Raw genomic sequence first — 25,292 nt, forward strand, 5'->3', positions numbered from 1 at the left:
GACCGGGGATAATTAAATAAATGTGACAAAAATACTGTGACGGATTTGAGCAACTTTCACCGTGACCTCAATCACATCATGCAGTAACATGACTGCCTTTTTTACCGATGCGAATTCTGGCTTACACTTAATCTCAGTGTAGCCCAAATATCAACCAGCATCGGGTTTCACATTTTCCTTAATATCAAATAATTAGAAGGCTTTTACCACTATGCCATTTGCTTTGGGTCAACGTTGGATCAGTGATACTGAAGGTGATTTAGGTTTAGGCACTGTCGTCGCAAAAGATGCCCGTACAGTCTCCCTGATGTTCTCGGCCAGTGAAGAGAGCCGCTTGTATGCACGCAATGAGGCTCCTGTTACCCGTGTAATGTTTAATGTGGGTGATGTGGTTGAAAGCCATGAAGGCTGGTCACTGAACGTTGAAGTCGTTGAAGAGAGTGGCGGCGTTTTCACCTATATCGGTACCCGCACAGATACGGGGGAAGAGAACGTTAAACTGCGTGAAATTTTCCTCTGCCACCAAATCCGTTTTAACAAACCTCAGGACAAATTATTTGCCGGTCAGATCGATCGTATGGATCGCTTTGCCCTGCGGTACCGCGCGCTAAAAAATCAGTATGAGCAACATAAAAGCCCACTTCGGGGCCTGTGTGGTATGCGTGCCAGTTTAATCCCGCATCAGTTATACATCGCCCATGAAGTCGGTCGTCGTTACGCACCACGCGTGCTGTTAGCCGATGAAGTCGGCTTAGGTAAAACGATTGAAGCAGGCATGATCATCCACCAGCAAATTCTGTCAGGCCGTGCCGAGCGCATTCTGATCCTGGTACCGGAAACGCTGCAGCATCAGTGGCTGGTTGAGATGATGCGTCGTTTTAACCTCCACTTTTCGATTTTTGACGAAGAGCGCTGCGTTGAAGCCTATGCCGATGCTTCAAACCCGTTTGAGACCGCGCAATACGTGCTGTGTTCATTGGACTTCCTGCGTAAGAGCCGTCGCCGTTTTGAGCAGGCTCTAGAAGCTGACTGGGATCTGCTGGTCGTGGATGAAGCGCACCACCTGGAATGGAGTGAAGACAAGCCGAGCCGTCAGTACCAAGTGGTAGAAGCGTTATCCGAAAAAGCCCCTGGCGTACTATTGCTTACTGCAACCCCGGAGCAGCTTGGCCACGAAAGTCACTTCGCCCGTTTGCGTCTACTCGACCCGGATCGTTTCTATGATTACGACGCTTTTGTCGAAGAAGAGCGCCAGTATGCGCCGGTAGCAGAAGCCGTCTCCCGCCTGTTGTCCGGCGAACGACTGGATAATGATGCCAAAAACAGCCTGACAGAGCTCCTGTCAGAGCAAGATATTGAGCCAATGCTGCGTATTATCGAATCAGGCGATATCGATAATGAACAGTCGCAAACGGTGCGCCATGAGCTGATCGATAACCTGATGGACCGCCACGGTACCGGCCGCGTGCTGTTCCGTAATACCCGAGCGGCGATCAAAGGTTTCCCTCTGCGTCATCTGAATATGTATCCACTGCCACTACCGAACCAGTACCAGACGGCAATGCGTGTTGCTGGAATGATGGCAGGTAAAGTACCTAGCGAACAAAAAGCGATTAAACTGCTTTATCCGGAAGATATTTATCAGGAATTTGAAGGGGATTCAGCAACCTGGTGGAACTTCGATCCGCGCGTAAACTGGCTGCTTGACATGCTGAAAGCGAACCGCAACGAGAAGGTACTGGTCATTTGCTCCCGCGCCCAGACCGCGCTGACTCTGGAGCAGGCATTGCGCGAGCGTGAAGGTATTCGTGCCTCCGTGTTCCATGAAGGCATGTCGATCATCGAACGCGATAAAGCCGCCGCTTACTTCGCTCAGGAAGATGAAGGGGCTCAGGTACTGCTATGTTCAGAAATTGGTTCGGAAGGTCGTAACTTCCAGTTTGCTAATCAGCTGGTGATGTTTGATCTGCCGATCAATCCGGATCTGCTGGAGCAACGTATCGGTCGCCTCGACCGTATCGGCCAGCTGCGTGATATCGAAATTCATGTACCGCACCTGCAAGGCACATCGCAGGCGCTGCTGGCTCGCTGGTATAACGAAGGCCTTAATGTCTTTGAAGAAACCTGTCCGACTGGCCGGGCGGTATATGAAGCGGTAAGAGATGACTTAATTGAGCTGCTGGCCAGCGAGAGCCATGACGCCGATGCGCTGGAAAGCCTGATCGAACAAAGTGCGGCGATGCATCAATCGCTGAAAGCCAAACTAGAACAAGGCCGCGATCGCCTGTTGGAGATCCACTCCAACGGCGGAGAAAAAGCACGTAAACTTGGTGAGCAAATTGCCGCTAAAGACGGGGATACCAATCTGGTTGCCTTTGCTCTGGGCCTGTTTGATACCATTGGCCTGAATCAGGACGATAAAGGTGAGAATGCGATCGTCGTAACACCATCTGAGCATATGATGGTCGCCAGCTACCCGGGGCTGCCATATGACGGCTGCACCATCACCTTTGAGCGCGACACCGCGCTGTCACGTGAAGATCTGCACTTTCTTAGTTGGGAACACCCGATGATCCAGGGCGGTATCGACTTACTGCTGTCTGAAGGCGTTGGTACCACGGCGGTTTCTCTGCTGAAAAACAAAGCCTTGCCTGCAGGCACCCTGCTGCTTGAACTGGTTTATGTGGTGGACGCCCAAGCGCCGAAACAATCGGGCATTGGCCGCTTCCTGCCACAAACACCTATTCGTATCTTACTCGATGCCAAAGGGAATAACCTGTCGGCGAAAGTGGAGTTTGAAGGCTTTAACCGTCAGCTAAGTCCGGTTAACCGCCATTTAGCCAGCAAACTGGTCAACTCGGTGCAAAAAGAGATCCATGTCCTGATTGCACAAGCTGAGCAAGAAATTGTCAAAGAGCAAGTCACTGTACGCGAAGCGGCTCAGGCTGAAATGGAAACCAGCCTGCGGGCAGAGCTGGATCGCCTGCAGGCTCTGAAAGCGGTTAACCCGAATATCCGTGACGATGAGCTGGAACTGATTGAAAGCCAGATCCAGGATCTGACCGGCTATATCAGTAAAGCCCAGGTACAGCTGGATTCATTGCGTCTGATTGTGGTCAGCCACAACTAATTCGCTTGCTGTCAGTCCATAGCAAAAGCCGCGTGACACTCAGTGTCATGCGGCTTTTATGTTAGATTATTTCTACTTATCTCATCCGAGTGACTCATGAAACCATTGCCATTGCTGGAATACAATCCACCCACCGATCCCTGGCTGGATGTACTGCATCTGGATAACGATATTATTGTGATCAATAAAGCATCGGGACTCCTTTCCAACCCAGGCCGGGATCCCGTGCATTATGACAGTGTGTTTTCTCGCGTCATCCAGGACTACCCTGACGCCCAACTCGTCCATCGTCTTGATATGGCAACATCGGGGTTGATTATCCTCGCGCTCAATAAAAGTGCTGAGCGTCACCTCAAAATTCAGTTCCAAGAGCGCCAGACTCAAAAGATCTACTACGCACGGGTGTGGGGCTCCCTAAAACAGAACACCGGCACGGTGGATCTGCCATTGATTTGTGACTGGCCAAACCGCCCCAAACAGAAAGTCTGCTTTGAAAATGGTAAACCGTCTGTCACCCATTACGAAGTGGTCGCACGGGAAGAGAATGCCACTCTGGTTCGCCTGCGCCCAATTACCGGCCGTTCACATCAGCTCCGCGTTCATATGCTGGCATTAGGCCACCCAATTCTGGGGGACCGTTTCTACGCCCATGATGAAGCCAGGGAAATGGCGCCACGCCTGCAGTTACATGCGACCGAGCTGACATTAGCCCATCCGGGGTCTGAAGCACCCATGCACCTTTTTGCACCTTGTGATTTTTTCCTTGAAGCGCCAGAAAAAACCCTCGAATTACCGGCTGCAGTTCAATAAACAGGTTGAAAATAAATCAGTATTTGGTCTTAATTACCCCTATTACGACCAAATCGGATCACCTGACATGGAAACTATCGTCTTTCTCGATCGCGCCACGATTCCCGCTCATATCCAACTGCCGCAGCCAGCCTTTGAGCATCAGTGGCTTGAATACCCTGCCACCGAATCCAATCAGATCATTGAGCGCCTGCAGTGCGCCACCATTGCGATTGTCAACAAAGTGGTTCTTGATGCCGATATCCTGAGCCAGTTACCACAGCTTAAAATGGTGGCAATATCAGCCACGGGCACCAATAACGTCGATCTCGATTATTGTCGTCAGAATCAGATCACCGTAGCTAACATCCGAGGTTATGCCACCCGCTCGGTTCCCGAACATGTCATTGGGTTAATGTTTGCGTTGCGACGTAATTTAATCGGATATCATCAGGATATTCAGGCCGGTGTATGGCAACAAAAAAAGCAATTCTGTTTTTTCACTCACCCGATTGGCGATATTGCAGGATCGACGCTGGGTATCATTGGCCGCGGCGGGTTGGGTCAGGCGGTCGCCACATTAGCTAACGCACTGGGCATGCAGGTATTGTTTGCCGAACACAAAGGAAGAATAGATTGTCGTGAAGGCTACACCCCGTTTGACGAGGTGCTGGCGCAGGCCGACGTACTGACACTGCATTGTCCGTTAAACGAGCAAACAACCAACCTGATCAGCTCAGGCGAGCTGAGCAAGATGAAATCCGCCAGCATCCTAATCAATACCGGAAGAGGTGGCTTAGTTGATGAAGCCGCCCTGGTCGCAGCATTAAAAAATGGCACCATTGCCGGTGCGGGTGTTGATGTGTTTACCAAAGAGCCAGCAGACAGCAGTAATCCACTCATCGCCAATGCCAAACTGCCCACGCTTTTGCTGACCCCTCATGTTGCCTGGGGCTCAGATTCAGCGATTCAGACCCTGGCTAACCAGCTTATCGACAATATCAATGCCTTTATCGCCGGTAAACCGCAAAATGTCGTGTAATACCAATTCCATTAATTATCTAACCATTCAGATAATTAATGGATTTGATATAGAAACGGGAGCATAAGCTCCCGTTATCAACGCTACCTGTCGCGGTACCGATAAACTATTTGGAGCCATTCTCTTTACGGATCAGATCATAAGCCGCCTGCAATTCTTGCGCCTTCTGCTTAGCCATCTCCCTCATTTCTGGCGGCAGGCCTTTCGCCGCCAGCTTATCAGGGTGATGTTCATTCATCTGCTTGCGATAAGCACGTTTGACTTCCTGAGCTGAAGCTCCATCAGTAACCCCCAGCAGCTCATAGGCATCCGCCAGTTGATCACGCGTCGGTGGCTGTCGGTAAGCCCCTTGCTGCTGATATTGCTGGTTAAAGCCACCTTGCTGAAAACGAAACGCCGCTTCTTGCATGTGCAGGCGTTGCTCTAACTGCTGCGAGGAGAAACCTAAACTACGGGCAATTACATGCAGTAATTGCCGTTCGCTCGGATGCAATGTTCCGTCGGCAAACGCAGCCTGGATCTGTAACTCTAAGAAAAACTGTAATAAATCGGCTCGACCAGCACAGTTTCGACGCACGCTAGACAGGGTTTCATCAAGCTGAAAGCCCTCTTCCTTCCCTTCTCGGAACGCATTTTGCGCCTGACGGCGTGATTCACCATGCAGGCTCATACGATCCATAATGGCGCTGGCCACCCGGATTTCATCTTCCGTAACCCGGCCTTTCGATTTGGCCATATGACCCATCACCGCAAAACCCGCGTAGAAAAACTCCGCCTGACGCTCTGCGCTGTTGGCTTGATGTGAACCAAAACCGCCAAAGCCACCACCGCGATAAACATTTGTTCGTGCTTTATCGAACTTATGGCCTAAAAACAGGCCTAATAACAATCCAAACGGGCCACCAAGAAGGAAACCAAAAAATGCGCCTAAAAGCTTACCCCACACCTGCATTCGATACTCTCTGGTAATTTGCTAAATTTATTCATGGTTTACTCGACACTGTGGCCTGAAAAGATGCCGTCGAGATGAAATTGCATTATGATAGCTGTCATTTCTCGGGAATGCTTGTAAAAAGCGCAACCAAATAGCTATGCGCCACAAACTGAATACAGGAACGTTTAATTCGATGTCATTAACCTCCCGCAGCTTACTTGCCACCATGATCAGCCTGGCCCTTTATGGCCCGGTAATGGCAGACGAAACTCCAACCCCAAGCGACGATGTCAATGATAAGCTTACTGTAACCGGTGAGGAAACGGATGAGCTTGAACTGGTGCGTGGTATCTGCATCGCACCTCAGGATCGCTCAGCTGATCCCAATAATGAGCCAATCAAAGTCACAGCCGATCATGCTGAAGCCAAAACTAACACCAAAATGACTTACTCCGGTGATGTGGTTGTCCAACAAGGCCACCGAACGATGGCGGCAGATATGGCCACCTTACGCCAGCCGGAAAATATCGTCACGGCGGAAGGCAATGTCTATTTCCATGACGGTGGTATGGAAGTCTACTCCGAGCGCTTGCAAAGTAACCTCGATAGTGAAGATGCCGAAATGGATAACGCGGTCTATAGCATGACCTGTGAGCCCGGTCGGGGGGAAGCGAGCAGGATCACCAAGAAAAATGTTCAGGGCACCCAATTCTATCGTATGAAAGACGGCACCTATACCACCTGTCCGACTGACGATAACAGCTGGCGTTTCTCTGCGACCACATTGGAACGAGAGGGGGAGTCACCTTTCGCCGACTTGTACAACGCCCGCTTCGAAGTGCTTGATGTGCCTGTTTTCTATTTGCCTTATTTAAGAGTGCCGGTAGGAAAAGAGCGTTTAACCGGTTTCTTGTACCCGTCTCTCAGCTATGGCTCCCGTGATGGTTTCGAGTTTGAAACGCCATTTTACTGGAATATCGCCCCGAATTACGATATGACCATCACCCCTAAATACATGAGTAATCGGGGGCTGCAACTTAAATCTAACTTCCGTTATCTGACGGAAGTTGGCCGCGGCGAGTTAAATGGCGAGTACCTTGGTGATGATAAAACTGCACCGGAACAAGGTGCCCGCTGGGCCTTTAACTGGTCTCATACCGGAACTTACCAAGAGCACTGGCTATTTAAGGCGGATTACAGCAAAACCAGTGACTTCAGCTATTTCAATGATATCGATTCCAGCATCGGTAACCGCGAAGACAACAACCTGTTGCAGACCGGAGAGGTCTCTTACCGCGATCAAAACTGGGATTCAACCTTAAGGGTTCGTGATTTCCAACCGCTAACATCAACTGGCGAAGGTACTCAATACCGTCTGATGCCTCAGCTGGAGTTTAACTACTACCGCCCGGATCTGCCTTATGGCTTCGATTTTTCAATGGCCAGCCATATCAGCCGTTTTGAAAATGACTCAAACGCTAGGCCATCGGCCGATCGTGTTCACCTCGAACCGATGCTCACACTGCCCTATGCGACCCCCTGGTGGTCTATCACTTCAGAAGCTAAGTTGATGTACACCTATTACAATCAAGATTTTGATAAATCGGCCACTGATTTATCAACGCTTGACGAAACGGTTTCACGTACGGTTCCAAGTGTGCGTATCCACAGCGGGCTATATCTGGAGCGGGATACGGCACTTTGGGGTGACAGTTATACCCAAAGCCTTGAACCACAGATCCAATACCTCTTTATACAGGATGTTGACCAGTCAGGTATTTATAACCCGGTAACATATTCTGGTGGTGGGTATGACAGTACCCGCCTGCAACAAGACTACTACGGTCTGTTTAGTGACAAAATATACAGTAGTGTTGACTACATTGCTCCGGCAAACCAATTTACCCTTGGCGCTTCAACTCGCTACTTCGATAATAATTTTAAGGAACGATTTACCCTATCGTTGGGTCAAATCTTCTATATCGATAAACCGACGTTTGATGGTACCAGTGAAGATGATGCGGAAAGTTATTCAGCGACAGCATTAGAAACTGAATTTAACTATGCCGATTGGCTCTTCTTCAAAAGCTCAATGCAGTATGATGCCAGTGATAGCAAGGTTCAGCTGGCCAGTGGGGCTATTGAATACCGTACCGGTGGGATTTATATTCAACCAAACTACCGCTACGTCTCCAGCAGCTACCTGGACCGGTTCGTCGCAAATCCAAACGAAGCCGATGATAGTGGCAAACAGGACGGTATTTCTCAGCTCGGTCTGTCAACAGGCTTTCCTCTTTATGATGGCTTGAGCCTGCGTGCCGACTATTTCCACGATCTGAATGTCAATAAAATGCTGGAGAGTCAAGTTGGCTTGACTTACCGATCTGCTTGTTGGCTTATCGGTCTGACTTATAACCAGTACGCGTCGACCTCTTTAGGCCTGGATTCCACGGATTACGAAAGTAACGTGACCTTGTCCTTCAGCTTACTCGGCCTGCAGGGCGCAAAACCTCTCGGTTACAGTACCGATACGGGTAATGCATTGTCATACGGTAATTCATTCTCTTTAAATAATTAACCCAATTACGGCCATAAGTCGTAATTGCAACACAGATGGAACGAAAATGAAAAAGTGGAAGTCTTCTCTGTTAGGCCTGGTTATCTGGAGCCTCGCAGCTGGCAGCATTGCTGCCCCCAAGGAAATGGATAAGGTCGTGACGCTGGTTAACAACAGCGTGATCCTGCAAAGCGATGTCGATGCCATGCTTAAAACGGTACGCATCAATGCCGCCGAGCAAAGTCAGCCATTGCCTTCTGACGAAGTCCTGACTGAGCAGATCATGGAAAAACTGATCATTGAAACCTTACAGCTGCAGCAGGCAGAGCAATTTGGTATCCGAATCGACGATACCCGCCTTGATCAGGCGATTGCCCGGATCGCCCAAGAACGGCAAATGACGGTTGCCCAACTGCAGCAAGAACTGGCCTCAAACGGCATCGGTTATTCAATGTTCCGCGAACAAATGCGTCGTGATATGACAGCAAGCGAAGCGCGTACCATTCAGGTTCGCCGCCGCATCAGTATTTTGCCACAAGAGGTAGAAACGCTGGCTGAGCAACTTAACAAACAAAATCTACAAACTGTACAGTTCAACATCAGCCACATTCAGCTTCGGGTTGAAGACGGTGCCAGCAAGGCACAGCGCGAAGAAACGGAAAAACAAGCGCAGCAGCTGGTGAGTGAACTCAAGCAAGGCGCAGACTTTGTTAGTCTGGCTTACAGCTACTCTAAAGGCCCGAAAGCACTGCAAGGTGGCGAATGGGGATGGATGCGCCAGGAAGAGATGCCAACCATCTTTGCCGATCAGATCAAATCAAATGGCAAAGGTGCCATTATCGGTCCTTTCCGTAGCGGTGTTGGCTACCACATCATGAAAATTAATGATGTCAAAGGGTTAGAAACAGTCTCGGTCACTGAAGTCAATGCTCGCCATATTCTGTTGAAAACCTCGGTCATATTAAGTGATGACGGCGCAAAACGTCAGCTGGAAAAAGCGCGCAAGATGATCCTCGCTGGTGAACAGACTTTTGCCGACGCCGCTCAGGCATTGAGTGCCGACCCGGGTTCGGCCGCCAATGAAGGTGAACTGGGATGGCAGACACCTGATATTTATGTGCCGGAATTTAAAGATAAAGTAGAAACTCTGCCGGCAGGCACTATCAGTGAACCCTTTAAAACCGTCCATGGCTGGCACATTGTTGAAGTATTAGATCGTCGTAATGTTGACCGTACTGATGCGGCAGTCAAAGACCGAGCTTATCGTATTTTGTTCAGTCGTAAGTTCAACGAGGAAGCCCAGGCGTGGATTCAGGAATTACGTGCCGGCGCTTATATCGAAACATTAGGAACCGACAATGAGTAAGGTTAAACGCATCGCGATCACACCGGGAGAACCTGCTGGTATCGGCCCTGATTTGGTGATCGCTATCGCCCAACATGACTGGCCGCATGAACTGGTTATTTGTGCTAACGCCCAGCTTATGGTAGAACGTGCAGCCCAATTGGGATTACCGCTGGAAGTAAGACCGTATGATGCCTCACTTCCCGCGCAGCCGCATCAGGCTGGCACAATGGTTGTCACTGACCACGCGCTGAAAGCGCCAGTGACGCCTGGCGAGCTAAAAGAACAAAATGGTCACTACGTACTACAAACGTTAGAGCGCGCTGCGCAGGGTTGCTTGAGTGGCGAATTTTCGGCATTGGTAACAGGCCCTGTTCACAAGGGTGTAATTAACCGTGCTGGTGTGGCATTCAGTGGCCATACTGAGTTTTTCGCCCAACAAGCAAACACGGCGCAAGTTGTGATGATGCTGGCGACAGAAGGCTTGCGGGTGGCGTTAGTGACAACGCATATCCCTTTGGCTTATGTCTCCAAAGCGATAACAGAAGAGCGGCTGCAACAAGTCATCCGCATTTTACACGCGGATTTAGTCAGTAAATTTGGCATTAAACAGCCGAAAATTTACGTTTGTGGCTTAAATCCGCACGCCGGTGAAGACGGTTGTCTAGGCAGAGAAGAAATCGATGTCATTTCTCCGGCCTTAGAGCAGCTTCGCCAGCAGGAAGGGATGAATCTGGTAGGCCCACTGCCTGCCGATACTATCTTCCAGGAAAAATATCTGGCCGATGCAGATGCTGTATTGGCTATGTATCACGATCAGGGGCTGCCAGTGCTGAAATATAAAGGCTTTGGTAAATCGGTCAACATTACGTTAGGTCTGCCCTTCATCAGAACTTCAGTAGATCATGGTACCGCACTGGAACTCGCAGGTACTGGACAGGCGGACACGGGTAGCCTTTGGACAGCGCTATCACACGCCCTCGAATTGGTAGAAAAACAAGCATGAGCAGCGATCAAGTCCACCTCGGTCACCGCGCCCGTAAGCGCTTTGGCCAGAACTTTTTGAACGACCCATTTATCATTGATGGCATTGTATCTGCCATCAATCCACTGCCGGGACAAAACCTGGTTGAAATCGGCCCGGGCCTGGGTGCAATCACCGAGCCTGTCGGCAAACTGGTCGATAAGTTTTCAGTTATCGAACTGGATCGCGATCTGGCGGAACGTTTACGCAACCATCCGGATTTGGCAAATAAGCTAACGATCCACGAAGGCGATGCGATGCGTTTCGACTTCACTCAGCTGATCAAACCAAACAACAAGCTGCGTATTTTCGGTAATCTACCGTACAACATTTCTACGCCATTGATGTTCCACCTTTTTACCTTTCATGAGAATGTGCAGGATATGCACTTCATGTTACAGAAAGAAGTGGTCAATCGTTTAGCGGCGGGACCTGGTTGCAAAGCGTATGGTCGTCTGACTGTCATGGCTCAGTACTACAGCAGAGTGATGCCGGTACTGGAAGTGCCGCCAGAATCATTTACGCCAGCACCAAAAGTTGATTCAGCGGTTGTACGCCTGACGCCATATGAAACCCTGCCATACCCATGTACTAATCTTAAATGGTTAGATCGTGTTTGCCGTGAAGGTTTTAATCAGCGCCGTAAGACAATCCGCAACTGTTATAAAGCGCTGTTCAGCATCGAAGAACTGGAGAACCTGGGAATTAACCCGGGGTTACGTCCGGAAAATATCACGGTTGAGCAGTTCGTTGACATGGCAAACTGGCTGGATGCCAACCATAAAAACGCATAAGCGCATTGGTTGACGTTTGACTGTTTAGTATCATTTGTAACTGTTCGGCTCAGCGCTATTTAATTCAACAGCCTTATTTCTTAATCAATAAGGCTGTTGGATTAGATGGTCATAAGGCGAGCAGTTATAATGCAAGAAAGGAAGCATGATTTTGAGTACTAACGCCACCCCAACCATCAAATGCAGAGTGGTTACTCACTACCTCGAGGACCAGTCTGAGCCTGACAATCAGCGTTATGTGTTTTCGTACACCATCACTATCAGTAACCTCGGGCAGGGAGCAGCTCAATTGCTGAGTCGTCGCTGGCTGATCACCGATGCTAACGGCAAAAAATTAGTGATCGAAGGTGAAGGTGTCGTCGGCGAGCAGCCTGAAATTGCCGCCAACGAAGAATACACCTATACCAGCGGTACCATCATTGAAACCCCACTGGGAGTGATGCAGGGCCATTACGTCATGAGCAATGATCAGGGGGATGAATTTACTGCCGAGGTTTCTCCCTTCCGACTGGCTATTCCCAATATTCTTCATTAAGGATCCGTATGGCTACCTACCTTGTCGGTGACATTCAAGGTTGTTTTGACGATCTCTGCCACCTGCTTGATCAGGCCCGATTCGATCCTGAGCATGATGAATTATGGCTGGCTGGCGATTTAGTCGCCAGAGGCCCAAAATCACTCGACACCTTACGGTTTGTTAAAGCGCTCGGTACACAAGCGACGACAGTGTTAGGCAATCACGATCTACACTTACTAGCCATTGCTAATGGCATCGCCAAACCGAAAGCCAAGGACAAAATTCAGGCCATCTTAGATGCACCCGACAGTGCCGAGTTGCTCGACTGGCTACGGCGCCAACCGTTACTCGCCGAACATCCGTCCTTACCTTTCGTAATGGCTCACGCAGGCATACCCCCGCAGTGGGATCTTCAGCAAGCCCATCAGCATGCAAGGGAAGTCGAAACCTGCTTGCAGTCAGCAGATTATATCTGGCTACTGCAAAACATGTACGGTAATGGCCCGGACTTCTGGACTCCCGAGCTCGAAGGCATAGAGAAGCACCGCTTTACCATTAATGCCTTCACCCGTATGCGCTTTTGCTATCCGGATGGCAGGCTGGATATGGCCTGTAAATTATCACCCGATCACCCGGAAACAGGTGAGCTGCTTCCTTGGTTTAGCCTTCCCCGTTCACAACCATTAGGGAAGAAGATCATTTTTGGTCACTGGGCAGCATTATCGGGCTACGAAGATACCAAGGTGATCGGTCTGGATACGGGATGCGTCTGGGGAAACAGTATGACGTTATTACGCTGGGAAGATGATGCCAGGTTTGAAACAGCCTGTCCGGTTTATGCGTAGGGAAGAAAGCTGAAAATCGAGTGACGAGAGCTCTCTCTCTCGCCACTCTCTATTCTTAACTCTCTACTCGATCTAATATCGTAAAGCGCATATTGTGGGCATTTTTGTCATCGGCAGCATATTCTTTGCTATAGGTTTCCATCCAGTTATTGCCCCAGTCAGGGAAACAGGTATCCCCCTCAACCGCCAGATCAATAAAAGTCAGATACAGGCGATCAGCGACCGACAGACACGCCGCGTAAATACTGCCACCACCGATAATCATCAGCTCTTCAACATCACCCGCCGCGCTCTTGGCTGCGTCAATGTCAGCGACTACGGTCACACCTTCTGCACAAAATTCCGGATTACGGGTGATCACTATGTTATGACGTCCCGGCAACGGACGCCCAATCGACTCAAAGGTCTTTCGTCCCATCACGATGGGTTTACCTAATGTCGCTTGCTTAAACCAGGCAAAATCTGCTGGCAGATGCCATGGCATCGCATTGCCTTTACCGATAACACGATCTTTAGCCATCGCCGCGATCATACTGATCTTCATCACTATCCCCTGTTAACTGCCACTAAAAACGCTATACCACCGGCCGGCGACGATAAAACAATAGTCCCGGCATTGCCAGCCCGATTGCCAGTGCTGCGACAATAAACACCGCTTTAATGACATTTTCCACCATCAGTGACCACAACTCCGGACTAAAGCCTCGATGATTAATTTCCACTAATGCAATCATTGCTTTAAAGGCAAAAACCCCCGGAACCATAGGGATCATCGCCGCAACAGTAAACACCTTAGGATGGGCCAGAAAACGGTGTGACCAATGCACACCAATCATCCCGACCATTGTCGCCGCACAAAACGTCGCCCATTCAATCGGTACGCCAAAATGCATCAAGACAAAGCGACTGCCATGGCCCAGCGCCCCGCCGATAGCACAATACTTCAGTGCTTTTTGCGGAACATTAAATACCAGAGCGAAGCCTACCGCCGGGATCATGGCAAAAAACATATCATTGAGCAGCGCCAGAATAAAGGCCAAATCGATCATGACAACCACCCCCACACACCCAGCACATTCATTGCTGCGACAATACCGGCACTGGTTGATAACGTCAGTAAGCTGGCCATGGTCCAGCGGGCAATCCCCATATTAGAAAAGCCTTTAACCATATCTGAAACCGCATTGATTAACGGAAAGCCGGGCACCAGCATTAACACTGAAGAAGCCATCGCCAGAAAAGGGGTTTCACCAATCTGGTATACCTGACCAAGACCAGAAATTAAGGTGGTCACAAAGGCTGTCACCCCAAAATTCAGTAATGGATTAAAGTGAGCGTGGGCTATCTCCTGACGCACAAACATACCGACGGAAGATGCTACAAAGGTCAGCAAGAAGACAGGCCAGTCTCCCCCTGCTAAGCGGCTAAAAGAGGCACAGGATAAACCGATCATCACGATAACCAGAAAACGGTTGTAACGCAGGGGTTTGATCTGCTCTAAACGCTGATGAACACCATCCACATCAATGACACCGCGCTCTGCCATGATGCAGACACGTTGAATTTCTGTCACCACTTGCATATTAATACCGCGATCCTGACAACGGCGGGTCGTGGTAATACAGCGGCCATGATTCAATGTCGTCAGCACCATCGAACTGGCCGATAACGACACTTCAACGCTCTCAACCCCCAGCGCTAACCCTAACCGCGAGGTTACATCCATCACCAGCGTGCTTTCAGCACCATGCTGTAATAACCTTTGTCCTGCAGCAACCGCTAGACGGGACACTTCCCTCTGCTCTGGCTCTGACAGTTGCTTTATCCCACTTGCCATCAATCTTCCCTCTGTATCGTCTCTACACCAAGCTAACCCTTGCAATCAGGGACTATTCGGTAACAGCTGAAGATCATCAATCATTTCACCCGGCCATCATTGGCTAATTATCAGACAAATTTACTCTGGCAGTGTTGATTAGACACAAAAAAGCCGCTCATAGGAGCGGCTCATTATCTTGGGGCGAACATGAATTATGGTTTGTAGATGATCTCTACATCATAATCATCTTCGTTCCAGTCATCCCAATCGTCATCATCGTCATCATTATCATCTTCAGCTTTTTTGATTTGCTCAGCGTGATAATCATCCCACTTGAATTCGACTTTCTCTTTTTCTACCGCTTCTTCTTCGAACGTTACTTTTGGTAACTGCTCAATGAATGCCATCAGATCATAAGTAAGCTCTTTCGTCCCCATACGATTGAGGCCAGAGATACTGTAATAGTCACCTTCCCAGGCAAGTGCGCCCAGGATCTCATCGATCTTGGCTTGAGCATCTTCTTCTGATAACAGATCCACTTTATTGAAGATGATCCAACGAGGTTTGTTCGCCAACTTCTCGCTGTACTTATCAAGCTCATTCAAAATCGTGAATGCATTCTCAACCGGATCTGAACCATCGGCTGGCAATAGATCAATCATATGCAGAAGAATACGACAGCGCTCAAGGTGTTTCAGGAAACGAATACCTAAGCCAGCACCATCCGCAGCACCTTCGATCAGGCCTGGAATATCTGCAACAACGAAGCTGCGATCAGAGTCGACACGTACCACACCCAAGCTTGGAACCAGGGTCGTAAACGGGTAATCAGCAACTTTTGGTGTTGCTGCAGAGACTGCGCGAATGAAGGTTGATTTACCAGCATTCGGTAGCCCCAGCATACCGACATCCGCAAGCAACAATAGCTCAAGGCGCAGGTGACGGATCTCACCTTTCGTTCCCATTGATTTCTGACGCGGCGCCCGGTTTACTGACGATTTATAACGGGTATTGCCTAAACCATGAAATCCGCCTTTCGCGGCCATGATCTTCATACCGTGCTGCGTCAAATCAGCAATAATTTCACCGGTCTCTTCATCAACCGCACGCGTGCCCACGGGAACACGTAATATACAATCTTCGCCACGTTTACCGGTACAGTTACCGCCACGGCCATTTTCGCCGCGAGGTGCTGAGTGAAAACGCTCAAATCGATAATCGATCAGGGTATTAACGTTTTCATCGGCCAATAAGTATACATCACCGCCATCACCGCCATCGCCGCCATCAGGGCCGCCTCTTGGCACATATTTTTCAGTACGGAAACTAACGGTACCATTACCACCATCACCGGCATCAACTCGAATTACCGCTTCATCTACAAACTTCATCTCTTTCTCCGCACTGTGGCGTTCAATATCCCAATCTGATCAATCATCAAATTATTCAGATTGCTATTAATCTATTGTAATGGACCTTGGCTATTTGTGCTGACGAATAATTTTATGGCCAATGGCACAGAACATGGCACTACTCACCACAACCATAGCGCCAATATACCCCAATACATTAAGGGCTGCGGCAGTAAAAAACTGCGGCCAAATCAGACTAGCAAGATCGACAAATATTATCGTAAACAAGGGAGCTAAGGTGATCACCGCGCTCACCTGTGAGGCTTGCCAGCGCGCCATAGCTTCAGCAAATGCGCCATAACCGACAAGGGTATTAACACAGCAGAACATCAACATGCCCAACTGCCTAGAATCCATTAATAAAAGTTGCCCGGGTTTGGCTAGCGGGGTCAGCATCAAGGTACAGATCACATAGATCATTAACAGGATCTGCGCTGAGCGGAACTGTTTGAGCAGACACTTCTGCGCCAGCCCATATACCACCCATACCAAAGCTGCCACGACTGCCAATAATACGCCATGCGTATAGCCTGTAAAACTAGTAAACAATTCTACCAGTCTTTCATTAAAAAACAGGAGCAAACCGAGCATCAGGCATGCCACACCAATCATTTGGTGCACACCTAATTTTTCTTTAAACAGCCAGACACTGGTCAGCAACAGAATCACTGGTGCGAGCTGTATGATCACCTGAACCACAGGCGGATCCAGATATTCTAATGCACTATTAAACAGGACAAAGTTACCCGCCAGACCGATACTGGCCAGGATTAACAAGCCAAGGCCCGTTACGCTTGCAGACTTAACCTGAGGTAATTGCTTACGCCAGAATAACCATCCCCCTAAACCAATGGAGGCGGTTAAAAAGCGGTACCAGACAATGGTAAAAGGTTCCATCACCTCGACAGCCTGCTTCATGGCGATGGGCAGAGCCCCCCAGAACAGTGCTGTTATCAGCGCTAAGACCATTCCTGCTGCAGGGTTTTGATTAACATAAACCCTCAAGACATAAAAAGCCCCGCCAATTGGCAGGGCTTTAAGATTCGTTACGAGACTGAATTATTCAGCTTCGATAGTTACGAATTTACGGTTTTTAGGACCTTTAACTTCGAACTTAACTTTACCGTCAGTTAGTGCGAATAGTGTGTGGTCTTTACCGCAGCCTACGTTAGTTCCAGGGTGGAATTTAGTACCACGCTGACGAACGATGATGTTACCTGCAAGAACAGATTCGCCACCGAAACGCTTAACACCTAGACGTTTGCTTTCTGAATCACGGCCGTTATTAGTAGAACCGCCAGCTTTTTTATGTGCCATTTTTAAATTCTCCTAATTATTAAGCGCTGATGCCAGTAATTTTGACTTCAGTGAACCACTGACGGTGGCCCATTTGCTTACGAGAATGCTTACGACGACGGAACTTAACGATTTTAATTTTATCGCCGCGACCGTGCGTCACAATCTCTGCAGTCACTTTACCACCCGCAACGAATGGTGCACCTACAGTTACTTCTTCACCGTTGGTTACTAGAAGAACGTTGTCAAATTCAACGCTAGCGCCTGTTTCAGCGTCTAGTTTTTCCAAGCGTAAGGTCTGGCCTTCGCTTACTCGGTGTTGCTTACCACCACTTTGGAAAACAGCGTACATGTCTTACTCCGCTTTTCCGCATAGGCCATCTGCCACGTTAAATATTGGGCAACGGGTATGCGCTTAATCTTGTCATCAATAGGGCGCGAATGTTACGTGAAAACGGTGCTTGTGGCAAGCCATTAAACAAAGAAAATTGGTGAAAAGCTGTCCAGTAGAACAACTCTCTGATCTGTAGTAATTAGGGGTTGTGAATAAAGGGATATTTTAGTGTAAGATTCTATTACAAATTCGAATAACCTTTCCGCCTTAGCGGCCAACAAATTTGCTGGATGTATAATGGATTTTAAAGCTATCCAAGCGCTCACCGCCAATGATATGGCGGAAGTTAACGCGAAGATAAAAGCACAACTGAACTCAGATGTCGCTCTGATTAATCAACTCGGTTTTTACATTATCAGCGGTGGCGGTAAGCGCCTGCGCCCGATACTCGCCGTCTTGGCTGCCCGCGCTCTTGGCTATGAAGGTAACAAGCACACGACTGCTGCGGCATTTATCGAATTTACTCATACTGCAACACTGCTTCATGATGATGTTGTTGATGAATCGGATATGCGCCGTGGCAAGGCAACGGCCAATGCCGCATTTGGTAATGCTGCCAGTGTCTTGGTCGGTGATTACATTTACACCCGCTCTTTCCAGATGATGACAAGCCTGAGATCCTTGCGGATCCTGGATATCATGAGTGAAGCAGTGAATGTGATCGCCGAAGGTGAAGTGCAGCAGCTGATGAACTGCAATGATCCGGAAACCACCGAAGATAACTATATGCAGGTTATCTACTCAAAAACAGCCCGCTTGTTCGAGGCTGCAACGCAGGTAGCAGCCATTCTTGCTGAGGCGCCAGAGAACATCGAAGTGGCCTTGCAAGACTACGGCCGTTATTTAGGTACTGCTTTCCAGCTGATCGATGATGTACTGGATTACGTTGCTGATGGCAAAGAGATGGGTAAAAACGTCGGTGATGATCTTGCTGAAGGTAAACCAACTCTGCCCCTGCTGTATGCTATGCACCATGGTAACGCCGAGCAATCTTTAATGATTCGCGAAGCTATCGAGAAAGGGAATGGTTTAGATAAGCTTGAACCTATCCTGGCTTGTATGCGCGAAACCGGCTCGCTGGAATACACCCAGCAGCGCGCCGAAGATGAAGCAGACAAAGCCATTACCGCACTGGCGCCTATACCCGAATCTGATTACAAAGAAGCCTTGATCGCTCTCGCACACCTTGCTGTGCAGCGCAATAAATAATCCCATAGACGCCTGCCCTGATCCCATTTTCTGATCACATCTCTAAGCAGGCTTTCCCCCTCCCCATCCTTTTCCGCCCGAGAAAGGATCCTTCAGCTGATCTATAGTTAATACACAGATCATCTTTGCCCTGAGCTATATTTGGAGGCCATGATGCAAGCTAAAGATCTGAAACAAGGGATGTGGGTGGAGTGTCCGCAAGGCGTGGTAGAGATCATTGAAGTTGATCCCGCCCATAACTCTGCAATTGTCGAAAGTATGCACGATCATTCGCGCAGTACCGTTAATTGCGATGACATTCAGGAACAGCCTCAACTTCACACGGGTTGTAACATTTATTACTAGAATGACCTTAGCCGGTCGATACAAAGAGCCATGCTGGATGCACAAAAAAAGCGGCTAGAGTGCCGCTTTTTTCCGTTTTACCGCAATTATTTAGCGGCGAATTCTTCACCAAGCGCGATATCAGATGACAGAGTATCAAGCATGCTATCTAATGCTTCCTGTTCGAATGCACTCAGCTTACCGTAGTCCATCACTTCTTTGGCACCCTCTTTACCTAGCAGTACCGGTTGCGCAAAGAAGCGGGCATGTTTGCCATCACCTTCAACGTAAGCACATTCAACAATACCTTGCTCACCCTGTAATGCGCGAACCAGTGCCAGACCAAAGCGACATGCAGCCTGGCCCATCGAAAGTGTTGCAGAGCCGCCGCCCGCTTTCGCTTGAACAACTTCTGTACCTGCATTCTGAATGCGTGGAGTCAATGCTTTGATTTCTTCTTCCGTAAACTCAACACCTTCAACCTGAGACAATAGAGGAAGAATAGTGACACCAGAGTGCCCACCAATCACAGGTACGCGGATCCCACTTGGATCTTTTCCTTTCAACTCTGCGACAAATGTCTCCGAGCGGATCACATCAAGCGTAGTCACACCAAACAGTCTGCGCTTATCGTAAACACCGGCTTTTTTCAGTACGTCAGCGGCAATCGCAACTGTCGTGTTCACAGGGTTAGTAATAATACCAACGCAAGCTTTTGGACAAACAACAGCAATTTTCTCGGCCAGTGACTTAACAATGCCAGCATTCACATTGAAAAGATCCGCTCGATCCATGCCTGGCTTACGTGCAACACCTGCAGAAATTAATACTACGTCAGCGCCTTCCAGTGCTGGGGTCGGATCTTCACCGCCATAACCTTTAATAGAAACAGGAGTCGGGATATGACTCAGATCAGCCGCAACACCTGGCGTTACCGGAGCAATATCATATAACGCAAGATCAGAACCTGCTGGCAGACGGTTTTTTAATAGCAGAGCCAATGCCTGGCCGATGCCACCAGCCGCGCCAATTACAGCAACTTTCATGTTCGTTCTCCTTTACGATAGAAGTATATTTTTCAGACCTGTGGGTGACGTTATAGCAACCAATTGTTAAATACAATCAAACCCAATCAGCTTTGCGAAGTCACGCATAGGCCATCATAAAGCGGGCTAGCTACGTGCGACAATGAAAATCTTTGCCGAATGATACTTAGCTCGAAAAACCAGCTGCAACAATCAGGTAATACCAATTTAAACAATTCACTGGAGAGTAGAACAGGATAAATAGATCCCCCTTTTTATAAACGATAAAAGTGATTGAAACGTAAGTTTCCATGAACTCTGTTTGCTACTCACCAAGAGGTTATGCGAAAATATGTTACCTCGTCCCTGTACATAAAATTTACTTATGCGAAATTCAGATAAACAAGAACGTTTAATCAAAGCATTCAAAACGATTCTAAAAGAAGAAAAATTCAGCTCTCAAGGTGAAATTGTTGATGCCTTGAAAGCTCAGGGGTTCGATAATATCAACCAATCAAAAGTCTCTCGCATGCTGACCAAGTTCGGCGCCGTCCGTACTCGTAATGCTAAGATGGAGATGGTTTACTGCCTGCCTGTAGAATTAGGTGTGCCGACCACAACCAGTCCGCTAAAAGAGCTGGTAATGGAAATAGGCCATAATAACGCCCTGGTTGTGATTCAGACAGGACCAGGTGCCGCACAGCTGATTGCCCGCCTGCTGGATTCTCTAGGTAAGGCCGAAGGTATTTTAGGTGTCGTTGCCGGTGATGATACTATTTTCATCACGCCAACTAGCAGCACCACCACCGAAGAGCTCTTTGATTCTGTATGTGATCTTTTCGACTACAGTAACTAATGTGTTAATGGGGGGGCATCAGCCCCCATTAAACGTGACAAGGCTCACAATCAGACAAACTTCTTATAACTTGCTCAAGTACAAAGCAAGCCATTGATAATAATAGATAATAAACCACCCCCCTCTCTAAATAGCTGTAATTTTATCAAATATTTAGCAAATCTTTGTTAACACAGTTTTAAATCCTTTCATCACTTTTGCTATTATCTGCCTGATTTGCTTCCGCAATGGTGCCTTTTCCACCGATGGAAAAACATTTCTCCTCAGGAGATAACAACAATAAGGAAAGGATAAACATGGCATTGAAACAACTAATTAAAATGAGTGCGCTAGCAGCAGTTGTCATGACTGCTGGTATGGCCAACGCCCAGAGCTTCATCACAGTCGGTACCGGTTCAGTAACGGGTGTTTACTACCCTACTGGCGGTGCTATTTGTAAGCTGGTGAACAAAGATCGTAAACAGCATAATGTTCGCTGTTCTGTCGAATCGACTGGTGGTTCTATCTATAACGTGAACACCATGCGTGCCGGAGAATTAGACTTTGGTATTGTGCAATCAGACTGGCAGTATCACGGCTACAACGGTACCAGTAAATTCAAGGATCAAGGTTCTTATAAAAAACTCCGCGCCGTTTTCTCACTTCACACCGAACCGTTCAATATTATTGCCCGCACAGATGCAGGCATTAACAATGTAGAAGATCTAAAAGGCAAACGCGTAAATATCGGTAACCCGGGCTCTGGTGACCGCGCTACTATGGGTGTAGTCATGGAAGCACTGGACTGGACTAAGGCCGATTTCAAATTGGCCTCTGAACTAAAAGGTTCCGAGCGTTCACAAGCATTATGTGATAACAAAATCGATGCATTCATCTACATGGTTGGCCATCCAAACGGTTCAATCAAAGAAGCAACGACATCTTGTGATGCTAAGCTGGTTTCTGCTACGGGGCCTGCTATTGATAAAATAGTTGCCGACAACCCATACTACGCCAAAAGCACAGTACCTGGCGGCATGTATAAAGGTACCGATAAAGACGTAAATAGCTTTGGTGTAGCAGCAACACTGATTTCCACTACGGATGTCTCTGACGATGTGGTTTACGCTCTTGTGAAATCAGTATTCGAAAACTTCAATACTTTCAAACGACTACACCCGGCATTTGCTAATCTGAAACCTGAAAACATGGTTAAAGATGGTCTGTCAATTCCTCTGCACCCAGGGGCAATTCGCTACTACAAAGAAGCCGGTTATCTACCAAAATAACCTCGCTTGACTACATTTAAGAGGCACTTGTTGCCCCTCATGCGCCGCATTTGCGGCGCATGCTATTTCACACGCCCATAGAATTATAACAACCTAGGATGCTGCATGACGAAGACAACACAAACGTCGACAGATGTTCAAGATATGGTAGCCCAGGCAGACACAGGGGCTAGAAACCCTGGCGGTATTGCGGGACGTATCTTATGGTTCGTTCCACTTTGCTGGTCTTTATTCCAGCTATGGTACGCCTCTCCACTTCCGTTCATTTTTAATTTCGCTATCTTGAATGATACCGAAGCCCGTTCAGTGCACCTTGCCTTTGCCATCTTCCTGGCTTTTACCGCTTATCCGGCACTGAAGCACTCACCACGAGATCGTATTCCTGCTACCGATTGGTTACTGGCACTGGTCGGGAGCCTGTCGGCTGGTTATATCTATCTGTTTTATACCCAACTCGCCGAGCGATCTGGCGCTCCAACCCAGATAGACATCATTGCTGCTGTCTGCGGGATGATACTGCTGCTAGAAGCCACTCGACGCGCCTTAGGCCCACCGTTGATGGTGGTTGCTGCCGTATTCTTGCTCTATACCTTCGGCGGCCCTCATATGCCCGATGTCATTGCGCACAAAGGGGCTAGCCTGAATAAAACAATGTCACATATGTGGCTAACGACTGAAGGGGTCTTTGGCGTTGCCCTTGGGGTATCAACATCGTTTGTATTCCTGTTCGTACTGTTCGGTGCAATGCTGGAACGTGCAGGAGCAGGTGCTTACTTCATTAAAGTCGCGTTCTCATTATTAGGTCATATGCGTGGTGGTCCGGCAAAAGCGGCTGTTGTCGCCTCGGGCTTATCCGGGCTGGTTTCGGGCTCATCGATTGCCAACGTCGTCACCACCGGTACTTTCACCATTCCACTCATGAAGCGTGTGGGATTTTCCGGTGAAAAAGCGGGAGCTGTCGAAGTTGCCGCTTCCACCAATGGTCAGCTAACACCGCCTATCATGGGTGCAGCCGCATTCTTGATGGTTGAATATGTTGGGATCTCTTATGTAGAAGTGATTCGAGCCGCGATCTTGCCGGCATTGATCTCATACATTGCCTTGTTATACATCGTTCACCTCGAAGCCTGCAAGGCGGGTATGACCGGGCTGCCGCGTCGTTATAAACCCACGATGGCACAAAGCTTATTATCCTTTAGCGGTACCTTGCTCGGTCTGATAGTGATCAGTGGTGCGGTTTACTATGGTATTGGTTGGACGAAAGATGTCTTTGGCGCTGCAGCGACACCGATTATTGGTGTGCTTATTTTAGTGGCCTATGTCGCTTTAATAAGAGTCTCGGCTAACTATCAAGACCACACCATGGAAAACCCGGATGAAGCGTTAATCGAAGTGCCGGAGCCTGGGCCCACTATCAAATCGGGGCTGTACTTCCTGCTGCCTATCGTCGTACTGGTCTGGTGCTTAACCGTTGAACGTTTCTCTCCGGGCCTCTCGGCATTCTGGGCGACCGTATTTATGATCTTCATTTTATTAACACAGCGTCCATTATTGGCGATGTTTAATAAAGAAAAAACGTTAAAAGATGCCGCACGTGAAGGGGTTGATGATCTGGTAGAAAGTCTCGTTTCTGGCGGTCGCAACATGATCGGTATTGGTGTCGCAACGGCTGCCGCAGGCATTGTCGTCGGTGTGGTCACCCTCACCGGCATCGGTCTGGTAATGACTGACTTTGTCGAGTTTATCTCCGGCGGTAACATCATGCTGATGTTATTGTTTACTGCATTGATCAGCCTGATCCTGGGGATGGGACTACCAACGACAGCTAACTACATCGTGGTTTCAACCCTGATGGCCCCCGTTATCGTGACGCTTGGCGCACAAAGCGGACTGATTATCCCGTTAATCGCCGTTCACCTGTTTGTGTTCTACTTTGGTATTCTGGCCGATGACACACCACCGGTTGGCCTTGCCGCCTTTGCCGCCGCTGCCATCGCCAAATCCGATCCGATACGTACCGGTATCCAGGGGTTCACTTACGATATCCGAACCGCGATCCTGCCGTTTATGTTTATCTTCAACACCCAGTTGTTGTTGATGGATATCGACTCCTGGTGGCATTTAAGCCTCACCATCGTTTCGGCTGTGCTCGCGATGCTGACCTTTTCTGCGGCCACGCAGGGGTGGTGGTTTACCAAAACCAAATGGTGGGAAGTTGCGCTCTTACTACTGATCACTTTCTCACTGTTCCGCCCGGGCTACTGGTGGGACATGGTTTACCCGGCCAAGCATGAAATGCCTGGCGTTCTGATTGCTGATGCAGCCGATAAACTGGATATTGGTCAGCCGCTTGAACTGCAAGTCAGCGGGGAAAACCTGGAAGGTAAAACCATTAGCAAACTTGTCTTATTACCCTTTGATGAAGAGGCTATATCACCGGACGATCGTATCGCGTCAACCGGATTGATGCTCCGTCAAGACGGCGAAAAAATGATGGTTGATATGATCGAGTTTGGTAGTGCAGCAGAATTGGCGGGGATCGATTTTGACTGGGAGATCACAAAAGTCAACCTACCCGCTGTACGACCAATGAAAGAATGGGTTTTTGTTCCCACTTTATTACTCTTAGGTGCTTTAGGATGGAACCAACGCCGACGTGCTAAAGCCGGGATCACACAGTAACAGTACCCAGCATAGGTCTACACTCAATGA

Annotated in this window: 23 protein-coding genes; 14 read left to right on the plus strand and 9 right to left on the minus strand. The window is 48.6% G+C overall.

Features of this window, described 5'->3' with window-relative positions:
- Nucleotides 1-211: 211 nt before the first annotated feature.
- The 3 genes from rapA (at nucleotide 212) to L4D76_RS08520 (ending at nucleotide 4,961) form a co-directional block, all read left to right on the plus strand.
- The gene (rapA, locus tag L4D76_RS08510) at nucleotides 212-3,130 is read left to right on the plus strand and encodes an RNA polymerase-associated protein RapA (protein WP_428440483.1); all 2,919 of its coding nucleotides are present in this window, start codon (nucleotides 212-214) and stop codon (nucleotides 3,128-3,130) included.
- 96 nt (nucleotides 3,131-3,226) lie between these two features.
- Nucleotides 3,227-3,940, plus strand: a complete 714-nt coding sequence (gene rluA / locus L4D76_RS08515; protein ID WP_428440484.1) for a bifunctional tRNA pseudouridine(32) synthase/23S rRNA pseudouridine(746) synthase RluA — start codon at nucleotides 3,227-3,229, stop codon at nucleotides 3,938-3,940.
- 67 nt (nucleotides 3,941-4,007) lie between these two features.
- Nucleotides 4,008-4,961 carry a D-2-hydroxyacid dehydrogenase gene (locus L4D76_RS08520; RefSeq protein ID WP_428440485.1) on the plus strand — a complete coding sequence of 318 codons (954 nt, stop codon included), beginning with the start codon at nucleotides 4,008-4,010 and terminating at the stop codon, nucleotides 4,959-4,961.
- Between the two features lie 106 nt (nucleotides 4,962-5,067).
- Here L4D76_RS08520 and djlA read toward each other — a convergent pair whose 3' ends face one another.
- Nucleotides 5,068-5,913 carry a co-chaperone DjlA gene (djlA, locus tag L4D76_RS08525; protein WP_428440486.1) on the minus strand — a complete coding sequence of 282 codons (846 nt, stop codon included), beginning with the start codon at nucleotides 5,911-5,913 and terminating at the stop codon, nucleotides 5,068-5,070.
- A 175-nt stretch (nucleotides 5,914-6,088) separates the two neighbouring features.
- On the opposite strand from djlA, the gene lptD reads away from it, so the two are divergent.
- From lptD to L4D76_RS08555, 6 genes are all read left to right on the plus strand, one after another.
- Entirely contained in the window at nucleotides 6,089-8,473 is a 2,385-nt protein-coding gene (gene lptD / locus L4D76_RS08530) for an LPS assembly protein LptD (protein WP_428440487.1), read from the plus strand.
- 46 nt (nucleotides 8,474-8,519) lie between these two features.
- The gene (gene surA, locus L4D76_RS08535; RefSeq protein ID WP_428440488.1) at nucleotides 8,520-9,818 is read left to right on the plus strand and encodes a peptidylprolyl isomerase SurA; all 1,299 of its coding nucleotides are present in this window, start codon (nucleotides 8,520-8,522) and stop codon (nucleotides 9,816-9,818) included.
- Nucleotides 9,811-10,803 (plus strand): 4-hydroxythreonine-4-phosphate dehydrogenase PdxA, encoded by a 993-nt coding sequence (gene pdxA / locus L4D76_RS08540; RefSeq protein WP_428440489.1) that lies wholly within the window; start codon nucleotides 9,811-9,813, stop codon nucleotides 10,801-10,803. Before surA ends, pdxA begins: the two co-directional genes overlap by 8 nt.
- A complete protein-coding gene (gene rsmA / locus L4D76_RS08545; protein ID WP_428440490.1) occupies nucleotides 10,800-11,615 on the plus strand; it encodes a 16S rRNA (adenine(1518)-N(6)/adenine(1519)-N(6))-dimethyltransferase RsmA in 816 nt (271 codons plus the stop codon). Before pdxA ends, rsmA begins: the two co-directional genes overlap by 4 nt.
- 145 nt (nucleotides 11,616-11,760) lie before the next feature.
- Nucleotides 11,761-12,150, plus strand: coding sequence for a Co2+/Mg2+ efflux protein ApaG (gene apaG / locus L4D76_RS08550; RefSeq protein WP_428440491.1), 390 nt, complete (start codon nucleotides 11,761-11,763; stop codon nucleotides 12,148-12,150).
- 8 nt (nucleotides 12,151-12,158) lie between these two features.
- A complete protein-coding gene (locus tag L4D76_RS08555) occupies nucleotides 12,159-12,977 on the plus strand; it encodes a symmetrical bis(5'-nucleosyl)-tetraphosphatase (protein ID WP_428440492.1) in 819 nt (272 codons plus the stop codon).
- A 55-nt stretch (nucleotides 12,978-13,032) separates the two neighbouring features.
- On the opposite strand, the gene folA is transcribed toward L4D76_RS08555, so the two are convergent.
- From folA to rplU, 7 genes are all read right to left on the minus strand, one after another.
- Nucleotides 13,033-13,521: a type 3 dihydrofolate reductase gene (gene folA, locus L4D76_RS08560; RefSeq protein ID WP_428440493.1), complete on the minus strand. Its 489-nt coding sequence runs from the start codon at nucleotides 13,519-13,521 to the stop codon at nucleotides 13,033-13,035.
- Between the two features lie 31 nt (nucleotides 13,522-13,552).
- Entirely contained in the window at nucleotides 13,553-14,026 is a 474-nt protein-coding gene (locus L4D76_RS08565; RefSeq protein ID WP_428440494.1) for a threonine/serine exporter family protein, read from the minus strand.
- Nucleotides 14,023-14,814 (minus strand): threonine/serine exporter family protein, encoded by a 792-nt coding sequence (locus L4D76_RS08570; protein WP_428440495.1) that lies wholly within the window; start codon nucleotides 14,812-14,814, stop codon nucleotides 14,023-14,025. Before L4D76_RS08570 ends, L4D76_RS08565 begins: the two co-directional genes overlap by 4 nt.
- Nucleotides 14,815-15,008: 194 nt before the next feature.
- On the minus strand, nucleotides 15,009-16,187 hold the full coding sequence (gene cgtA, locus L4D76_RS08575) for an Obg family GTPase CgtA (RefSeq protein WP_428440496.1): 1,179 nt from the start codon (nucleotides 16,185-16,187) through the stop codon (nucleotides 15,009-15,011).
- Nucleotides 16,188-16,277: 90 nt separating this feature from the next.
- Nucleotides 16,278-17,177: a DMT family transporter gene (locus tag L4D76_RS08580; RefSeq protein WP_428440497.1), complete on the minus strand. Its 900-nt coding sequence runs from the start codon at nucleotides 17,175-17,177 to the stop codon at nucleotides 16,278-16,280.
- Nucleotides 17,178-17,267: 90 nt separating this feature from the next.
- The gene (gene rpmA, locus L4D76_RS08585) at nucleotides 17,268-17,525 is read right to left on the minus strand and encodes a 50S ribosomal protein L27 (RefSeq protein ID WP_107285195.1); all 258 of its coding nucleotides are present in this window, start codon (nucleotides 17,523-17,525) and stop codon (nucleotides 17,268-17,270) included.
- 19 nt (nucleotides 17,526-17,544) lie between these two features.
- Nucleotides 17,545-17,856, minus strand: a complete 312-nt coding sequence (gene rplU, locus L4D76_RS08590; RefSeq protein ID WP_428440498.1) for a 50S ribosomal protein L21 — start codon at nucleotides 17,854-17,856, stop codon at nucleotides 17,545-17,547.
- Between the two features lie 279 nt (nucleotides 17,857-18,135).
- On the opposite strand from rplU, the gene ispB reads away from it, so the two are divergent.
- Nucleotides 18,136-19,107: an octaprenyl diphosphate synthase gene (gene ispB, locus L4D76_RS08595; RefSeq protein WP_428440499.1), complete on the plus strand. Its 972-nt coding sequence runs from the start codon at nucleotides 18,136-18,138 to the stop codon at nucleotides 19,105-19,107.
- A 153-nt stretch (nucleotides 19,108-19,260) separates the two neighbouring features.
- The gene (locus tag L4D76_RS08600) at nucleotides 19,261-19,452 is read left to right on the plus strand and encodes a hypothetical protein (RefSeq protein WP_428440500.1); all 192 of its coding nucleotides are present in this window, start codon (nucleotides 19,261-19,263) and stop codon (nucleotides 19,450-19,452) included.
- 86 nt (nucleotides 19,453-19,538) lie between these two features.
- Here the strand turns inward: L4D76_RS08600 and mdh are convergent, their stop codons facing one another.
- The gene (mdh, locus tag L4D76_RS08605) at nucleotides 19,539-20,477 is read right to left on the minus strand and encodes a malate dehydrogenase (RefSeq protein ID WP_428440501.1); all 939 of its coding nucleotides are present in this window, start codon (nucleotides 20,475-20,477) and stop codon (nucleotides 19,539-19,541) included.
- Between the two features lie 364 nt (nucleotides 20,478-20,841).
- On the opposite strand from mdh, the gene argR reads away from it, so the two are divergent.
- From argR to L4D76_RS08620, 3 genes are all read left to right on the plus strand, one after another.
- On the plus strand, nucleotides 20,842-21,312 hold the full coding sequence (argR, locus tag L4D76_RS08610; RefSeq protein WP_428440502.1) for a transcriptional regulator ArgR: 471 nt from the start codon (nucleotides 20,842-20,844) through the stop codon (nucleotides 21,310-21,312).
- 296 nt (nucleotides 21,313-21,608) lie between these two features.
- Nucleotides 21,609-22,580 carry a TAXI family TRAP transporter solute-binding subunit gene (locus L4D76_RS08615; protein WP_428440503.1) on the plus strand — a complete coding sequence of 324 codons (972 nt, stop codon included), beginning with the start codon at nucleotides 21,609-21,611 and terminating at the stop codon, nucleotides 22,578-22,580.
- A gap of 105 nt (nucleotides 22,581-22,685) precedes the next feature.
- On the plus strand, nucleotides 22,686-25,262 hold the full coding sequence (locus tag L4D76_RS08620) for a TRAP transporter permease (protein ID WP_428440504.1): 2,577 nt from the start codon (nucleotides 22,686-22,688) through the stop codon (nucleotides 25,260-25,262).
- The last annotated feature ends 30 nt before the right edge of the window (nucleotides 25,263-25,292 follow it).

It is taken from the genome of Photobacterium sagamiensis (genome assembly GCF_050337085.1).
GTDB lineage: Bacteria > Pseudomonadota > Gammaproteobacteria > Enterobacterales > Vibrionaceae > Photobacterium > Photobacterium sagamiensis.

Bases quoted from the DNA above. Each gene is read 5' to 3' on its own strand.
- rapA (WP_428440483.1), top strand. From the start codon at position 212: ATGCCATTTGCTTTGGGTCAACGTTGGATCAGTGATACTGAAGGTGAT.
- rluA (WP_428440484.1), top strand. From the start codon at position 3,227: ATGAAACCATTGCCATTGCTGGAATACAATCCACCCACCGATCCCTGG.
- L4D76_RS08520 (WP_428440485.1), top strand. From the start codon at position 4,008: ATGGAAACTATCGTCTTTCTCGATCGCGCCACGATTCCCGCTCATATC.
- djlA (WP_428440486.1), bottom strand. From the start codon at position 5,913: ATGCAGGTGTGGGGTAAGCTTTTAGGCGCATTTTTTGGTTTCCTTCTT.
- lptD (WP_428440487.1), top strand. From the start codon at position 6,089: ATGTCATTAACCTCCCGCAGCTTACTTGCCACCATGATCAGCCTGGCC.
- surA (WP_428440488.1), top strand. From the start codon at position 8,520: ATGAAAAAGTGGAAGTCTTCTCTGTTAGGCCTGGTTATCTGGAGCCTC.
- pdxA (WP_428440489.1), top strand. From the start codon at position 9,811: ATGAGTAAGGTTAAACGCATCGCGATCACACCGGGAGAACCTGCTGGT.
- rsmA (WP_428440490.1), top strand. From the start codon at position 10,800: ATGAGCAGCGATCAAGTCCACCTCGGTCACCGCGCCCGTAAGCGCTTT.
- apaG (WP_428440491.1), top strand. From the start codon at position 11,761: ATGATTTTGAGTACTAACGCCACCCCAACCATCAAATGCAGAGTGGTT.
- L4D76_RS08555 (WP_428440492.1), top strand. From the start codon at position 12,159: ATGGCTACCTACCTTGTCGGTGACATTCAAGGTTGTTTTGACGATCTC.
- folA (WP_428440493.1), bottom strand. From the start codon at position 13,521: ATGAAGATCAGTATGATCGCGGCGATGGCTAAAGATCGTGTTATCGGT.
- L4D76_RS08565 (WP_428440494.1), bottom strand. From the start codon at position 14,026: ATGATCGATTTGGCCTTTATTCTGGCGCTGCTCAATGATATGTTTTTT.
- L4D76_RS08570 (WP_428440495.1), bottom strand. From the start codon at position 14,814: ATGGCAAGTGGGATAAAGCAACTGTCAGAGCCAGAGCAGAGGGAAGTG.
- cgtA (WP_428440496.1), bottom strand. From the start codon at position 16,187: ATGAAGTTTGTAGATGAAGCGGTAATTCGAGTTGATGCCGGTGATGGT.
- L4D76_RS08580 (WP_428440497.1), bottom strand. From the start codon at position 17,177: ATGGTCTTAGCGCTGATAACAGCACTGTTCTGGGGGGCTCTGCCCATC.
- rpmA (WP_107285195.1), bottom strand. From the start codon at position 17,525: ATGGCACATAAAAAAGCTGGCGGTTCTACTAATAACGGCCGTGATTCA.
- rplU (WP_428440498.1), bottom strand. From the start codon at position 17,856: ATGTACGCTGTTTTCCAAAGTGGTGGTAAGCAACACCGAGTAAGCGAA.
- ispB (WP_428440499.1), top strand. From the start codon at position 18,136: ATGGATTTTAAAGCTATCCAAGCGCTCACCGCCAATGATATGGCGGAA.
- L4D76_RS08600 (WP_428440500.1), top strand. From the start codon at position 19,261: ATGCAAGCTAAAGATCTGAAACAAGGGATGTGGGTGGAGTGTCCGCAA.
- mdh (WP_428440501.1), bottom strand. From the start codon at position 20,477: ATGAAAGTTGCTGTAATTGGCGCGGCTGGTGGCATCGGCCAGGCATTG.
- argR (WP_428440502.1), top strand. From the start codon at position 20,842: ATGCGAAATTCAGATAAACAAGAACGTTTAATCAAAGCATTCAAAACG.
- L4D76_RS08615 (WP_428440503.1), top strand. From the start codon at position 21,609: ATGGCATTGAAACAACTAATTAAAATGAGTGCGCTAGCAGCAGTTGTC.
- L4D76_RS08620 (WP_428440504.1), top strand. From the start codon at position 22,686: ATGACGAAGACAACACAAACGTCGACAGATGTTCAAGATATGGTAGCC.